The sequence below is a fragment of the Pseudomonas sp. CFBP13528 genome (genome assembly GCF_005233615.1).
Taxonomy (GTDB): domain Bacteria; phylum Pseudomonadota; class Gammaproteobacteria; order Pseudomonadales; family Pseudomonadaceae; genus Aquipseudomonas; species Aquipseudomonas fluorescens_AM.
Genome location: NZ_QGAJ01000001.1, coordinates 442,807 through 457,344 on the forward strand (window position 1 = coordinate 442,807; position 14,538 = coordinate 457,344).

The 14,538-nt window shown below is 61.7% G+C and carries 13 protein-coding genes; 9 read left to right on the forward strand and 4 right to left on the reverse strand.

The window, feature by feature from the left end; all coding sequences use genetic code 11:
• Positions 1-223 precede the first annotated feature (223 nt).
• Positions 224-895 (reverse strand): ribose-5-phosphate isomerase RpiA, encoded by a 672-nt coding sequence (gene rpiA, locus PspCFBP13528_RS02100; RefSeq protein ID WP_065949626.1) that lies wholly within the window; start codon positions 893-895, stop codon positions 224-226.
• A gap of 137 nt (positions 896-1,032) precedes the next feature.
• Here rpiA and ilvA point away from each other — a divergent pair, with 137 nt between their 5' ends.
• Positions 1,033-2,547 carry a threonine ammonia-lyase, biosynthetic gene (gene ilvA, locus PspCFBP13528_RS02105; protein ID WP_065949625.1) on the forward strand — a complete coding sequence of 505 codons (1,515 nt, stop codon included), beginning with the start codon at positions 1,033-1,035 and terminating at the stop codon, positions 2,545-2,547.
• Between the two features lie 40 nt (positions 2,548-2,587).
• Positions 2,588-3,001, forward strand: coding sequence for a DUF2269 family protein (locus PspCFBP13528_RS02110; RefSeq protein ID WP_065949624.1), 414 nt, complete (start codon positions 2,588-2,590; stop codon positions 2,999-3,001).
• A gap of 95 nt (positions 3,002-3,096) precedes the next feature.
• Here the strand turns inward: PspCFBP13528_RS02110 and PspCFBP13528_RS02115 are convergent, their stop codons facing one another.
• Positions 3,097-3,753: an HAD family hydrolase gene (locus tag PspCFBP13528_RS02115; protein WP_137199551.1), complete on the reverse strand. Its 657-nt coding sequence runs from the start codon at positions 3,751-3,753 to the stop codon at positions 3,097-3,099.
• A gap of 143 nt (positions 3,754-3,896) precedes the next feature.
• On the opposite strand from PspCFBP13528_RS02115, the gene PspCFBP13528_RS02120 reads away from it, so the two are divergent.
• Positions 3,897-4,376, forward strand: coding sequence for an RNA pyrophosphohydrolase (locus tag PspCFBP13528_RS02120; protein ID WP_053128161.1), 480 nt, complete (start codon positions 3,897-3,899; stop codon positions 4,374-4,376).
• 22 nt (positions 4,377-4,398) lie between these two features.
• A complete protein-coding gene (gene ptsP / locus PspCFBP13528_RS02125; protein WP_065887067.1) occupies positions 4,399-6,678 on the forward strand; it encodes a phosphoenolpyruvate--protein phosphotransferase in 2,280 nt (759 codons plus the stop codon).
• A gap of 125 nt (positions 6,679-6,803) precedes the next feature.
• Here the strand turns inward: ptsP and PspCFBP13528_RS02130 are convergent, their stop codons facing one another.
• Positions 6,804-7,550, reverse strand: coding sequence for an NRDE family protein (locus tag PspCFBP13528_RS02130; protein ID WP_137199552.1), 747 nt, complete (start codon positions 7,548-7,550; stop codon positions 6,804-6,806).
• Positions 7,551-7,766: 216 nt separating this feature from the next.
• Here PspCFBP13528_RS02130 and lgt point away from each other — a divergent pair, with 216 nt between their 5' ends.
• The gene (gene lgt, locus PspCFBP13528_RS02135) at positions 7,767-8,579 is read left to right on the forward strand and encodes a prolipoprotein diacylglyceryl transferase (RefSeq protein WP_057723439.1); all 813 of its coding nucleotides are present in this window, start codon (positions 7,767-7,769) and stop codon (positions 8,577-8,579) included.
• A gap of 51 nt (positions 8,580-8,630) precedes the next feature.
• A complete protein-coding gene (locus PspCFBP13528_RS02140) occupies positions 8,631-9,464 on the forward strand; it encodes a thymidylate synthase (protein WP_065949621.1) in 834 nt (277 codons plus the stop codon).
• 127 nt (positions 9,465-9,591) lie between these two features.
• Here PspCFBP13528_RS02140 and cadR read toward each other — a convergent pair whose 3' ends face one another.
• Positions 9,592-10,032, reverse strand: a complete 441-nt coding sequence (cadR, locus tag PspCFBP13528_RS02145; protein ID WP_065949620.1) for a Cd(II)/Pb(II)-responsive transcriptional regulator — start codon at positions 10,030-10,032, stop codon at positions 9,592-9,594.
• Positions 10,033-10,117: 85 nt separating this feature from the next.
• On the opposite strand from cadR, the gene PspCFBP13528_RS02150 reads away from it, so the two are divergent.
• The 3 genes from PspCFBP13528_RS02150 to PspCFBP13528_RS02160 all read left to right on the forward strand — a co-directional run bounded on the left by PspCFBP13528_RS02150 (position 10,118) and on the right by PspCFBP13528_RS02160 (position 14,538).
• Positions 10,118-12,364 (forward strand): heavy metal translocating P-type ATPase, encoded by a 2,247-nt coding sequence (locus tag PspCFBP13528_RS02150; protein WP_137199553.1) that lies wholly within the window; start codon positions 10,118-10,120, stop codon positions 12,362-12,364.
• 16 nt (positions 12,365-12,380) lie between these two features.
• Complete coding sequence (locus PspCFBP13528_RS02155; protein WP_137199554.1) at positions 12,381-13,253, forward strand: LysR family transcriptional regulator; 873 nt, start codon at positions 12,381-12,383, stop codon at positions 13,251-13,253.
• A gap of 220 nt (positions 13,254-13,473) precedes the next feature.
• Entirely contained in the window at positions 13,474-14,538 is a 1,065-nt protein-coding gene (locus PspCFBP13528_RS02160) for a putative 2-aminoethylphosphonate ABC transporter ATP-binding protein (protein WP_137199555.1), read from the forward strand.

Here is a 14,538-nt window from a genome sequence, read left to right on the forward strand (position 1 = left end):
GATTGGATACCAGGCGGGCCGTGACAGAGCGCACGGTTTTGGAGAGGAGTGCTGCGAAAAGTAGCGTTTGTGTTACATAAATCCAGAGTGGAGCACATATCAAATGTGGGAGGGGGCTTGCTCCCGATTGCAGTGTGTCAGTCAGCCTATCGGGTACTGATATACCGCTATCGGGGGCAAGCCCCCTCCCACATTAGAACTGCCACATTGGAGTTGTGGTGTTTTAGGCTTTGAGGGTTTTTACGCCTTCCGGGGTGCCCAACAGCAGCACGTCCGCCGGGCGTGCGGCGAACAGGCCGTTGGTGACCACGCCGACAATGGCGTTGATCCGGGTTTCCAGTTCAACCGGGTGGGTGATCTGCATGTTGAACACATCGAGGATGATGTTGCCGTTATCGGTCAACACGCCTTCGCGGTACACCGGGTCGCCGCCCAGTTTCACCAGCTCGCGGGCCACGTGGCTGCGGGCCATCGGGATGACTTCCACCGGCAGCGGGAAAGCACCGAGTACCGGCACCAGCTTGCTGGCGTCGGCGATGCAAATGAAGGTCTTGGCCACCGCCGCGACGATCTTCTCGCGGGTCAGGGCTGCGCCGCCGCCCTTGATCAGGTTCAGGTGTTCATCGCTTTCGTCCGCGCCGTCGATGTAGAACTCTAGGTCGCTTACGGTGTTGAGCTCGTACACCGGAATGCCATGGCCTTTGAGGCGTGCGGCGGTCGCTTCGGAGCTGGCCACTGCGCCATCGAACGCGCCTTTGTGCTGGGCCAGCGCATCGATAAAGCAGTTGGCAGTGGAGCCGGTGCCGACACCGACGACGCTCTTGTCGTCGAGTTTGGGAAGGATTAAATCGACGGCGGCCTGGGCCACTGCCTGTTTGAGTTGATCCTGGGTCATGCGGGCTCCGGAGCGGGCGGGGAGTTATCGAGGGCGGCGAGTATACCCCAACAAACCTTGGGATTCGTGTGGTCTCCCGGCCAAAACCCGGGTTAGACTCCGTGGTCCTGCCCAACCCCCGAAGTAGATGCCTGCCGATGCTTGAACACTACGTCAAAAAGATCCTCACCTCGCGCGTTTACGACGTTGCCGTAGAAACACCCTTGCAGACTGCCCGCCAGCTTTCCGAGCGGCTGGGCAATCAGATCTGGCTCAAGCGTGAAGACTTGCAGCCGGTGTTCTCGTTCAAGATTCGCGGCGCCTACAACAAACTGACCCAGCTCAGTGCCGAGGAGCGTGCGCGTGGCGTGGTCACCGCCTCGGCGGGTAACCATGCCCAGGGCCTGGCCCTGGCGGCCAAGGTGCTGGGGGTCAAGGCGACTATCGTGATGCCCAAGACCACGCCGGAAATCAAGGTCGAAGGCGTGCGCTCCCGTGGCGGCAAAGTGGTATTGCACGGTGACTCCTTCCCGGAAGCGCTGGCCTACTCGCTCAAGCTGGTCGATGAAAAAGGCTACGTCTACATTCACCCCTACGATGATCCGCACACCATTGCCGGGCAGGGCACCGTGGCGATGGAAATCCTGCGCCAGCACCCCGGGCCGCTGGATGCGATCTTCGTGCCGGTGGGCGGCGGCGGGCTGATCGCCGGTATTGCGGCGTACGTGAAATACCTGCGCCCGGAGATCAGGATCATCGGCGTCGAGCCGGACGACTCCAACTGCCTGCAAGCGGCGATGGCAGCCGGTGAGCGCGTGGTGTTGCCGACCGTCGGCATTTTCGCCGATGGCGTGGCGGTGGCGCAGATCGGCCAGCACACCTTCGACATCTGCAAAGACTATGTGGATGAAGTGATTACCGTCAGCACCGATGAAATCTGTGCAGCGATCAAGGACATCTACGACGACACCCGCTCCATCACCGAACCGGCAGGTGCATTGGGCGTGGCCGGGATCAAGAAGTACGTCGAGACCCGGGGCGTCAGCGGCCAGACCTTCGTCGCCATCGATTCGGGCGCCAACGTCAACTTCGACCGCCTGCGCCATGTGGCCGAACGTGCCGAGCTGGGTGAAGGCCGCGAAGCCATCATCGCCGTGACCATTCCCGAGAAGCCGGGCAGCTTCAAGGCGTTCTGCGAGGCGGTGGGCAAGCGCCAGATTACCGAGTTCAACTACCGCTATCACACCGGCAGCGAGGCGCACATCTTCGTCGGCGTGCAGACCCACCCGGAAAACGATCCGCGCAGGGCGTTGATCGCAAGCCTCACCGACCAGGGTTTCCCGGTGCTGGACCTGACCGAAAACGAATTGGCCAAGTTACACATTCGCCATATGGTGGGCGGGCATGCAGCCAAGGTCAGCGACGAGCTGGTGTTTCGCTTTGAGTTCCCGGAACGGCCGGGGGCGTTGTTCAACTTTCTTAACAAACTGGGCGGGCGCTGGAACATCTCGATGTTCCACTATCGCAACCACGGCGCGGCCGATGGCCGTGTGGTCGCCGGGCTGCAAGTGCCGGCGGCCGAGCGCCACCTGGTGCCGGCGGCCCTGGCGCAAATCGGCTACCCGTACTGGGATGAAAGCGAAAACCCGGCCTACCAGTTGTTCCTCGGTTGAGCGACTAAGCTGACTGAGCGGCCTTCAAGGAATCGAGACTATGGAAACGCTGACCACCCTCAAGGTTATCCACATCGCCGCCACGGTGTTGCTGCTGCTCAGCGGCATCGGCCTGGCGGTACTGGCCTGGCGCAAGCGCAGCGCCGGCCCGACGGTGACGGTACAACGCCCGTGGGCGTTCGTGTGGCTGCTGATGGGCATTTGCCTGGTCAGCATGCCGTTCACCGGTTGGTGGCTGGTGCACCTGACCGGCTGGCCGCTGGGGCAAACCTGGATTCTGGGCTCCAGCATTCTCTACACCGTGGCGGCGCTGGCGTGGTTCTGGCTGGTGGCGCGGCTCAATCGGCTGCGTAAGGGCGAGGGTGGTAGCCTGAATTTCACCCTGGTGCTGGCGGTGGTCAGCCTGCTGGGGTTTGTGGCGATTGCAGGGTTGATGGGGGCCAAGCCGGTTTAAGGCTTGAGCCCGCGTCGCCTGCATCGGGGGCAAGCCCCCTCCCACCTTTGAAATGCGTTCCAAGTGTGGGAGAGGGCTTGCCCCCGATAGCTTTATCAGCTGCGCAGCGTGATGACCGGCCAACCACGCCGTTCAGCCTCAGCGCGAAGATTGGGATCCGGGTCCACCGCCACCGGGTGCGTCACCTGCTCCAGCAGCGGCAGGTCATTCATCGAATCGCTATAGAAGTAGCTGTCCTCCAGGCTATACCCGGTCTCCTCCAGCCAACGATTCAAACGCGTCACCTTGCCCTCGCGAAAGCACGGCACATCGGTGCTGCGTCCGGTGTAGCGGCCATTTTCCATCTCGCATTCGGTGGCGATCAGGGTGTCAACGCCCAGGCGTGCGGCAATCGGCGCGGTGACGAAACGGTTGGTGGCGGTGATGATCACCAGCTTGTCGCCGGCGGCGCGGTGTTTGGCCAGCAGTTCCATGGCCTTGGGCAACATGATCGGCTCGATGCAGTCGCGCATATAGTCGCTGTGCCATTCGTCCAACTGAGCCATCTCGGTGCGGCCGAGGATTTCCAGGCAGAAGTTCAGGTAAGCAGCGTTGTCCAGCTTGCCGGCCAGGTAGTCCTGGTAGAACGCGTCGTTGCGGGCCTTGTAGGCCACCGGGTCGAGGATCTTGCGTTCACACAGATAATCGCCCCAGGCGTGGTCGCTGTCACCGCCGATCAGGGTGTTGTCCAAGTCGAATAAAGCCAGGCGCATTGCAGTTACTCGCTGAAAAGTCTGTAAAAAGGCGTCCAGAATACGGTCTTTTCACAAGAGTGCACATAAGGTAAGAAGCCTCGTTGCCGCTGGAGGAAGCTTTGTGGAACAATGCGGTGATATGCGTTTGCGAGGTTGTTGCCGTGATCGACCCCGATGGTTTCCGTCCTAATGTCGGGATTATTCTCACGAATGATGCCGGACAGGTGCTATGGGCTCGCCGAATCAACCAAGATGCCTGGCAGTTTCCTCAAGGTGGGATCAACCCCGACGAAACCCCTGAAGACGCCTTGTACCGTGAGTTGAACGAAGAAGTCGGCCTTGAGCGCGAAGATGTGCAAATTCTGGCCTGTACCCGTGGCTGGTTGCGCTATCGTTTGCCGCAACGCCTGGTGCGTACCCACAGCCAACCGCTGTGTATCGGCCAGAAGCAGAAATGGTTTCTCCTGCGCCTGATCTCCAATGAGCAGCGGGTGCGGATGGATTTGACCGGTAAACCGGAGTTCGATGGCTGGCGCTGGGTCAGTTATTGGTACCCGCTGGGCCAGGTGGTGACATTCAAGCGCGAGGTTTATCGTCGCGCTCTCAAAGAGCTTGCCCCGCGCCTTTTATCGCGCGACTGACGACGGAGTTCGACCCCGAGCCATGCTCAATACGCTGCGCAAGATCGTCCAGGAAGTTAACTCCGCCAAGGATCTCAAGGCGGCGTTGGGGATTATTGTGTTGCGCGTCAAGGAAGCCATGGGCAGCCAGGTCTGCTCGGTTTACCTGCTGGACCCCGAGACCAACCGTTTTGTGCTGATGGCCACGGAGGGCTTGAACAAGCGCTCCATCGGCAAAGTCAGCATGGCGCCCAATGAAGGTCTGGTGGGCCTGGTAGGGACGCGTGAAGAACCCCTGAACCTTGAAAATGCGGCCGATCACCCGCGTTATCGCTACTTTGCCGAAACCGGCGAAGAACGCTACGCCTCGTTCCTCGGCGCACCGATCATTCACCACCGCCGTGTCGTCGGCGTGCTGGTCATCCAACAGAAAGAACGCCGTCAGTTCGACGAAGGTGAAGAAGCCTTCCTGGTGACCATGAGCGCGCAGCTCGCCGGGGTTATCGCCCACGCCGAAGCCACCGGCTCGATTCGCGGCCTGGGGCGCCAGGGCAAGGGCATCCAGGAAGCCAAGTTCGTCGGCGTGCCGGGTTCGCCGGGTGCCGCCGTGGGTACCGCCGTGGTCATGCTGCCACCGGCCGACCTCGACGTGGTGCCGGACAAGACCGTCGATGACATCGACGCTGAAATCAAACTGTTCAAGACCGCCCTGGAAGGCGTGCGCGCCGACATGCGCAACCTGTCGACCAAGCTGGCGACCCAGTTGCGCCCCGAAGAGCGTGCGCTGTTCGATGTCTACCAGATGATGCTGGACGACGCGTCCCTGGGTAATGAAGTCAAGACCGTGATCAAGACCGGCCAGTGGGCCCAGGGCGCACTGCGCCAGGTGGTCACCGATCACGTCAACCGTTTCGAAATGATGGACGACGCCTACCTGCGCGAACGGGCCTCGGATGTGCGTGACCTGGGTCGCCGTCTGCTCGCCTACCTGCAGGAAGACCGCACCACCAACCTGGTCTACCCCGACAACACCATCCTGATCAGCGAAGAACTGACCGCCACCATGCTCGGCGAAGTGCCTGAGGGCAAACTGGTGGGCCTGGTCTCGGTATTGGGTTCGGGTAACTCCCACGTGGCTATCCTGGCCCGTGCCATGGGCATCCCGACGGTGATGGGCCTGGTGGACCTGCCGTATTCCAAAGTGGATGGTATCGACATGATCGTCGATGGCCATCGCGGCGAAGTCTTTACCAACCCCAGCGAATTGCTGCGCAAGCAATACGCCGAAGTGGTCGAGGAAGAGAAACAACTGGCGCTGGGCCTGGACTCATTGCGCGAACTGCCGTGCGTGACCATCGACGGCCACCGCGTGCCGCTGCTGGTCAATACCGGCCTGCTGGCCGATGTGGCTCGTGCGCAACAGCGCGGCGCGGAAGGGGTCGGGCTGTACCGCACCGAAGTGCCGTTCATGATCAACCAGCGTTTCCCGAGTGAGAAGGAGCAGCTGGCGATTTATCGCGAGCAACTGCAAGCCTTCCACCCGTTGCCGGTGACCATGCGCAGCCTGGATATCGGCGGCGACAAGTCACTGTCGTATTTCCCGATCAAGGAAGACAACCCCTTCCTCGGCTGGCGCGGTATTCGCGTCACCCTCGACCATCCTGAAATTTTCCTGGTGCAGACCCGCGCCATGCTCAAGGCCAGCGAAGGCCTGAACAACCTGCGTATCCTGCTGCCGATGATCTCCGGCACCCACGAGCTGGAAGAAGCCCTGCACCTGATCCACCGCGCCTGGGGTGAAGTGCGCGACGAAGGCGCCGACGTGCCGATGCCGCCGATTGGCGTGATGATCGAAATTCCGGCGGCGGTGTATCAGGCCAAGGAACTGGCGCGGCAGGTGGACTTCCTGTCCGTCGGCTCCAACGACCTGACCCAGTACCTGCTGGCCGTGGACCGCAACAACCCACGGGTCGCCGATCTTTACGACTACCTGCACCCGGCCGTGCTGCAAGCGCTGCAACACGTCGTGCGCGACGCCCATGCCGAAGGCAAGCCGGTGAGTATCTGCGGGGAAATGGCCGGCGACCCGGCGGCGGCGGTGCTGTTGATGGCGATGGGCTTTGACAGCCTGTCGATGAACGCCACCAACTTGCCGAAAGTGAAGTGGATGCTGCGCCAGGTTGAATTGAGCATGGCCAAGGATTTGCTGGCCGAGCTGATGACCATCGACAACCCGCAGGTTATCCACAGCTCGCTGCAATTGGCGCTGAAGAATCTGGGGCTGACGCGGATGATCAATCCGGCTTCTGCGAAAACCCTCTAAAGCCTGGCGCAAAGCAAAATGTGGGAAGGGGCTTGCCCCCGATAGCAGTGTGTCAGTCAGAGTATCTGGTACTGGTACACTGCAATCGGGGGCAAGTCCCCTCCCACATTTGATTTTCAGTGTGTTCAGACATTGAGTTCGACCTCGCCCAAGCGGCCACCCTGCGGCCCGAAACTGCGCTCCACCATCCGCCGCGTGCCGTCGGCATTCACAATCAGCGCCGTGCTCGCCCGTGTTCCGTAGCTGGGGCTGGCGATAAACACACTCGACAACAGGCTTTCCGTCGCCAGGCCGACGCCGGTATCCGGCAGCTCGGCGAACGGTGCGGTCTGCGGGTCGCTCAAAATCTCCAGTAACGCCTGCGGCTGCGGATTGTCGAGGATGTCTGCGAGTGCCGCCCTGGCCTTGAGCAACTTCGGCCAGGGCGTATCCAGCCCGGCATTGGACAAGCCGTACACGCCGGCCTTCAACCGCGTCGGCTCGGCCTCGTTGGCGTTGTAATGCCACAACTCATCCGGCGTGCCCACAAGCAGGTTGAACCCGGCGTATTCGATCGAACGTCCGTTAACATCCGCCAGATAATCGTCAATCGGCAGCGAACCGCTGAGAAAGCGGGCCGCCAGCTCGCCGCGGGACTTGCGCGACGGTGGCTGGTGCGGGTCGCGGATATTGGTCAGCGCGGCAAAGCGCCCATCGGCGTTAACCCCCAGCCAGGTGCCGCCCGCTTCCTGGTCGCGGCCGGCGTAGACCCGGGGCTCATCCGGCCATTGCGCCAGCGGCAGGCTGGGCCGGGCGTAGAACTCATCGCGGTTGGCCGCAACGATCAGCGGCTGGGCGTGGCCCGGCCGCCAGGCAAAGACAATCAGGCACATCGGGCGATCCCTTGTGTGTTTTTTCTCACTCTACCCACACAACGGCCAGCGTTCCATCGCAACGAAGTTGGGCCGCGCACCTTCCATCCGTTAACATGCCGGGCCGTTGGGTGTGTATGTGAACTTCTTAATTTGATCTCGCAGCTGTAACGCAGGCTTAATCGCGCATCGGCATGGTCCGATGCGTCATGACTAAATGTTTAACGAGGAGTCGCAATGCTGCCTTACCCGCAGATCGATCCGGTGGCCCTGGCCATCGGTCCGCTGAAAATCCACTGGTACGGGTTGATGTACCTGATCGGCATCGGCGGTGCCTGGCTGCTGGCTTCCCGGCGCCTGAACCGTTTCGACCCGACCTGGACCAAGGAGAAACTCTCCGACATGGTGTTCTGGATGTCGATGGGGGTAATCGTCGGCGGGCGCCTGGGGTATGTGCTGTTTTACGATTTGTCGGCGTATATCGCCAACCCGACGCTGATCTTCGAAGTGTGGAAGGGCGGCATGGCGTTCCATGGCGGCTTTGTCGGCGTGATGATCGCCGCCTGGTGGTTCGGCCGGCGCAATGGCAAGTCGTTCTTCCAGTTGATGGACTTCGTCGCACCGTTCGTCCCTATCGGCCTGGGCGCCGGGCGCATCGGTAACTTCATCAACGCCGAGCTGTGGGGCAAGCCCACCGACGTGCCGTGGGCCATGGTGTTCCCGCCGTTCAGCGACCCGGCGCAACTGCCGCGCCATCCGTCGCAGCTGTACCAATTCGCCCTGGAAGGTGTGGCATTGTTCCTCATCCTCTACCTCTTTTCGCGTAAACCTCGCCCAACCATGGCGGTGTCCGGGATGTTCGCGCTGTTCTACGGGATCTTCCGCTTCATCGTCGAGTTCGTGCGGGTCCCGGATGCGCAGTTGGGCTACCTGGCGTGGGGCTGGCTGACCATGGGCCAGGTCCTCAGTATTCCGATGATCCTGGCGGGCCTGGGCCTGTTGTGGTGGGCGTACAACCGTCCGCAACCGCTGAAGAACGCCGCGCTTTAAATTCGAATGCCAGGACCAGGAGGTCCTGGCTTCAACGATACGGGTAATTACATGAAGCAATACCTCGAACTCCTGCACGACGTCGTGACCAATGGCCTGACCAAGGGCGATCGTACCGGCACCGGCACCCGGGCCGTGTTCGCCCGCCAGTATCGGCACAACCTGGCCGACGGCTTCCCGCTGCTGACCACCAAGAAACTGCACTTCAAAAGCATCGCCAACGAGCTGATCTGGATGTTGAGCGGCAACACCAATATCAAGTGGCTTAACGAAAACGGCGTGCGCATCTGGGATGAATGGGCCACCGAAGACGGCGACCTGGGCCCGGTGTACGGCGAGCAGTGGACCGCCTGGCCCACCAAGGACGGCGGCACGATCAACCAGATCGACTACATGGTTCACACGCTCAAGACCAACCCCAACAGCCGCCGCATCCTGTTCCATGGCTGGAACGTCGAATACCTGCCGGACGAAACCAAGAGCCCCCAGGAAAACGCGCGCAACGGCAAGCAAGCGCTGCCACCGTGTCACCTGCTGTACCAGGCGTTCGTGCACGACGGCCATCTGTCGATGCAGTTGTACATCCGCAGCTCCGATGTGTTTCTTGGCCTGCCCTACAACACCGCCGCGCTGGCGTTGCTCACCCATATGCTGGCGCAGCAGTGCGACCTGATCCCCCACGAGATCATCGTCACCACTGGCGATACCCACGCCTACAGCAACCACATGGAACAGATCCGGACCCAGCTGGCGCGCACGCCGAAAAAGCTGCCGGAACTGGTGATCAAGCGTAAGCCTGAGTCGATTTACGACTACCGGTTCGAAGACTTTGAAATCGTCGGCTATGACGCCGACCCGAGCATCAAGGCTGAAGTCGCGATCTGAAGCCTGTCTCGGTCAAAAATGTGGGAGGGGGCTTGCCCCCCCGATTACGGTGTGTCAGTACCCAATATTCTGACTGACACACTGCTATCGGGGGCAAGCCCCCTCCCACATTTGATTTGTGTTCACTCTAATGGCCGTGGCTTCTGCCCACGTGCGAGGGCTCGGCCTCGCTGGCGGCAATCGCGCCGCTGACTTCCAACTGCTGCAGGATTCCACACGGCTCCCCACCCCCGCAGCGCTGGCGCAAGTCCAGCAATTGCTCCTGCAACGCCAGCAGCCCATCGATCCGCGCTTTCACATGGTGGATGTGCTCATCAATCAACGCATTCACGCTTTCACATTGGTCCTGAGGGCTGTCGCGCAGGCTGAGCAGGCTGCGGATTTCTTCCAGTGTCATGTCCAGGCTGCGGCAGTTGCGGATAAAGATCAGCCGCTCGGTATGCGCCTGGGTGTACACGCGGTAGTTGCCGTCCGTGCGCGCGGGGGGTGGCAGCAGGCCTTCCTTCTCGTAATAACGGATGGTTTCCACCGGGCAGTCGGTCAGTTTGGCCAGTTCACCGATCTTCATCGCAGCAATCTCCAAATGGGTGCTTGACCCTATAGTGGCTACAGGGTCTTTACTTGGCAACAGGCACCTTTCCGGACGCGACACCATGAGCGATTCCCTCCACACCCCGCACAAGCACGACCACGATCACGATCACGGCGAGCACACGCTCAAGCCGGTGCATGACCACGGCGGCGCCTGCTGTTCCGGCGCTCCGGCGCCTGCGCGGGTGCAACTGAGCGACGCCCCCACCGCCGGCTCGCGCCTGAGTACCTTTCGCATCGAAGCGATGGACTGCCCTACCGAACAGACGCTGATCCAGAACAAACTGGGCAAGCTTGCCGGCGTGCAGCAGTTGGAATTCAACCTGATCAACCGCATCCTCGGCGTCACCCACGATCTGCCGAGCACTGCGCCGATCATCGACGCCATCAAATCCATCGGCATGCAGGCCGACCCGATTGAAGAAGGCACGCCTGCCGCCGCCCCGCCTGCCAAGAAACACTGGTGGCCGCTGGCTGTGTCGGGCATGGGCGCGTTGGGCGCCGAGGTCCTGCATTTCAGCGGCATTGCACCGACCTGGGTGATCGCCCTGGTGGCGCTGGTATCGATCCTCAGCGGCGGCCTCACCACCTACAAAAAGGGCTGGATTGCCCTGAAAAACCTCAACCTGAACATCAACGCACTGATGAGTATCGCCGTGACCGGTGCGGTGCTGATTGGCCAGTGGCCGGAAGCGGCGATGGTGATGTTCCTGTTTACGGTGGCCGAGTTGATCGAAGCCAAGTCCCTGGACCGTGCGCGCAATGCCATCAGCGGCTTGATGCAGATGACCCCGCAACAGGCCACCGTGCGGCAGGCTGATGGTTCCTGGATGGAACAGGACGTCAAAAGCATCGATCTTGGCGCCATTGTGCGGGTTAAGCCTGGCGAGCGCATTGGCCTCGACGGTGAGGTGAGCGCTGGTCAATCCACCATCGACCAGGCTCCGATCACCGGTGAAAGCCTGCCGATTGAAAAGACCGTGGGCGATAAAGTCTTCGCCGGTACCATCAACCAGGCCGGTTCCCTGGAGTACAAAGTGACCGCGGCGGCCAACAACTCCACCCTGGCACGAATCATCCACGCGGTGGAGCAGGCCCAGGGCGCGCGCGCACCGACCCAGCGTTTTGTCGACAGCTTCTCGAAAATCTACACCCCGGCGGTGTTCCTGTTTGCCCTGGGCGTGGCCGTCATCCCGCCGCTGTTCATGGCAGGCGTCTGGTTCGACTGGATCTACCGCGCCCTGGTGTTGCTGGTGGTCGCGTGCCCGTGCGCCCTGGTGATTTCCACCCCGGTGACCATCGTCAGCGGCCTTGCGGCGGCGGCGCGCAAAGGCATCCTGATCAAGGGCGGCGTGTACCTGGAGGGCGGTTACAAGCTCGACTACCTGGCCCTGGACAAGACCGGCACCCTCACCCACGGCAAGCCGGTGCAAACCGACTATGTGCCGCTGTTCGACAGCGTGCAGGACAGCGCGCCGGCCCTGGCCGCGAGTCTGGCAGGACGCTCCGACCACCCGGTGTCCCTGGCCATCGCCAACGCGGCGGTGGATAAAAATCTGCCGTCCCACGTTGTGGATAACTTCGAGGCATTGCCCGGCCGTGGTGTGCGCGGTGACATAAACGGCGAAACCTACCATCTGGGCAACCACCGTCTGGTGGAAGATCTCGGGCTGTGCTCGCCGGCGCTGGAGGAGAAACTCTTCGCCCTGGAAAAACAGGGCAAATCCGTGGTGTTGCTGCTCGACAAGTCCGGCCCGCTGGCATTGTTCGCGGTGGCCGACACCGTCAAGGACAGCAGCCGCGAAGCCATCCGGCAACTGCACGACCTGGGCGTCAAGACGTTGATGCTGACCGGTGATAACACCCACACCGCCCAGGCGATTGCGGCTCAGGTCGGTATCGATCAGGCCCGGGGCGACTTGTTGCCCACCGATAAACTGCAGGCGATTGAAACGCTCTACGGCCAGGGCTACCGCGTCGGCATGGTCGGCGACGGCATCAACGACGCTCCGGCCCTGGCCCGTGCCGAAATCGGCTTTGCCATGGCCGCGGCGGGCACCGACACCGCTATCGAGACCGCCGACGTGGCATTGATGGACGATGACCTGCGCAAGATTCCCGCATTCATCCGGCTCTCCAGGCAAACGTCGAGTATCCTCAAGCAGAACATCGCCCTGGCGCTGGTGATCAAGGCGATTTTCCTGGCGGTCACGTTCCTGGGCATGGCGACCATGTGGATGGCGGTGTTCGCCGACATGGGCGTCAGCCTGCTGGTGGTGTTCAATGGCCTGCGCCTGTTGCGCAAATAGACGATGAGAGGGCGGTGTGCTGAGTGCTGAGCTGAAGGCGTTTTACAAGGTCGCCCGCCTGGGCAGCATCACCCAGGCGGCGAAAAAACTCGGCCTGAGCCAGCCCACGGTCACCACCCAGATTCGCAACCTGGAAAGCCAATACGGCGTTGAACTGTTCTACCGTGGCGGTCGCCGTCTGACGGTGAGCGATGAAGGCGCGCGGCTGTTGCCGATGGTCAAGGCGCTGTTGCAACAGGAAGCGGATATCGAGTTTTTCCTGCGTAACAACGGCCAGGTTCAAGGTGCCTTGCGCATTGCTGCGACGGCGCCGTACTACATTCTCGATCTGGTCAAAGCCTTTCGCGAACGCCTGCCGCAAGTGGAAGTGTCGGTGGAAATCGGCAACTCCCAGCAGGTGCTCGAAGCGCTGGACGACTACCGCGTTGACGTTGCCGCCTCGTCGCAATTGCTGGAAGACTCCCGTCTGGTGCGCCGCGTGCTGGGCACTGATCCTCTGGTATTGGCGGTGCATCGCAACCATCCGTTGGCCAGGCTTGATCATGTGCCGTTGACTGCGCTGGCCGGGCATACGCTGCTGATGCGTGAAGCGGGGTCCACCACCCGCAGGCTGACGGAAGACATGCTCCAGGGGGCTGGCGTCAGCTACGGGCCGCTGCTGGAAATCGGCAGTCGTGAATCGATCCGCGAGGCGGTGCTGCGCAATATCGGCATCAGCATCATTGCGCGACAGGAAGTGCCGCATGATCCACAGCTGAAGGTGCTGACCCTTGAGAATGCGCCGCAGATTCCGGAGTATCTGTACTGCCTCAAGGAGCGCAAAGGTGCGCGACTGCCGGCGGCTTTCCTTGGCCTGGCTCAGGAAATGTCGCCATTTCAGGTGTTGTGACTGGCTTGAGGGCCAATCGGGGGCAAGCCCCCTCCCACAGTTGACCGAGTTCCAACATGAGAATGTGGTCAAAATGTGGGAGGGGGCTTGCCCCCGATAGCGATAGATCAGGCACAACCCAAATCCACCAATACCCCTATCACGCCCTTTTGCCCTTCTGCCACATCAGCGAAGTATTCCGCCCCTAGCATGGCCTTCATCCGATCGATGAGGCGCCACCATGCACACAGCCCTGACCCACCCCGGCGCACCGATGAAGGTGCGCGGCATCCAGAAACGCTTCGGCGCCTTTACCGCGCTGGACAACGTGTCGCTGGATGTCGCCGCCGGCGAGCTGGTGTGCCTGCTGGGCCCGTCCGGCTGCGGCAAGACCACCATGCTGCGCTGCATCGCCGGCCTTGAGCGCCAGGACGGCGGCGAAATTTACCTGGGTGACCGCGATGTTTCCCGGCTGCCGCCCCAGGCGCGGGACTACGGCATCTTGTTCCAGTCCTACGCGCTGTTTCCCAATCTGACCGTAGAAGCGAACATCGGCTACGGCCTTACCGGCAGTGGTCGCGATGAGGTGCGCAAGCGTGTCGGGCAGATGCTTGAACTGGTCGGCCTGCTCGGCAGCGAAAAGAAATACCCCGGCCAATTGTCCGGCGGGCAACAGCAGCGAGTAGCCCTGGCGCGTGCCCTGGCACCGGCACCTTCGTTATTGCTGCTGGATGAACCGATGTCCGCCCTCGATGCCCAGGTTCGCGAGCATCTGTGCACCGAACTGCGCCAACTGCAACGACGCCTGGGCATCACCACGCTGATGGTCACCCACAATCAGGACGAAGCCATGCTGATGGCTGACCGTATCGCCGTGATGAACAACGGCAAGGTCGAGCAATACGCGACGCCTCAGGACATCTACGACCGCCCGGCCACGCCGTTCGTGGCGGAGTTTGTCGGCCAGGGCAATTGGTTGCCGTTCAGCCGCAACAGCGCCAGCCACGCCCAGGTCGGTGGGCTGAATATGCGTCTGGCCGACGACGCCGGCATGGCCACATCCGGGCGCCTGTTCTGCCGACCGGAAGCCATCAGCGTGAATCCGCCGGTGCATGAAGAAAACCTGTTTGCGGCCAAGGTCCGCGAGATCACTTTTCTGGGCAACCGCTGCCGCATGAGCTTCGAACTGGCGCAGCTACCGGGCCACGCATTGCTGGCCGAACTTGCGCCACACGACATGCCGCGCCTGGGCAGCCAGGATATCTGGGTGGCGTTGCCGCCGCGCAGCCTGCAGGTGTTTGCCTGA

Coding starts and splice junctions, on each gene's coding strand:
- rpiA (WP_065949626.1), bottom strand. CDS start 895: ATGACCCAGGATCAACTCAAACAGGCAGTGGCCCAGGCCGCCGTCGAT.
- ilvA (WP_065949625.1), top strand. CDS start 1,033: ATGCTTGAACACTACGTCAAAAAGATCCTCACCTCGCGCGTTTACGAC.
- PspCFBP13528_RS02110 (WP_065949624.1), top strand. CDS start 2,588: ATGGAAACGCTGACCACCCTCAAGGTTATCCACATCGCCGCCACGGTG.
- PspCFBP13528_RS02115 (WP_137199551.1), bottom strand. CDS start 3,753: ATGCGCCTGGCTTTATTCGACTTGGACAACACCCTGATCGGCGGTGAC.
- ptsP (WP_065887067.1), top strand. CDS start 4,399: ATGCTCAATACGCTGCGCAAGATCGTCCAGGAAGTTAACTCCGCCAAG.
- PspCFBP13528_RS02130 (WP_137199552.1), bottom strand. CDS start 7,550: ATGTGCCTGATTGTCTTTGCCTGGCGGCCGGGCCACGCCCAGCCGCTG.
- lgt (WP_057723439.1), top strand. CDS start 7,767: ATGCTGCCTTACCCGCAGATCGATCCGGTGGCCCTGGCCATCGGTCCG.
- PspCFBP13528_RS02140 (WP_065949621.1), top strand. CDS start 8,631: ATGAAGCAATACCTCGAACTCCTGCACGACGTCGTGACCAATGGCCTG.
- cadR (WP_065949620.1), bottom strand. CDS start 10,032: ATGAAGATCGGTGAACTGGCCAAACTGACCGACTGCCCGGTGGAAACC.
- PspCFBP13528_RS02150 (WP_137199553.1), top strand. CDS start 10,118: ATGAGCGATTCCCTCCACACCCCGCACAAGCACGACCACGATCACGAT.
- PspCFBP13528_RS02160 (WP_137199555.1), top strand. CDS start 13,474: ATGCACACAGCCCTGACCCACCCCGGCGCACCGATGAAGGTGCGCGGC.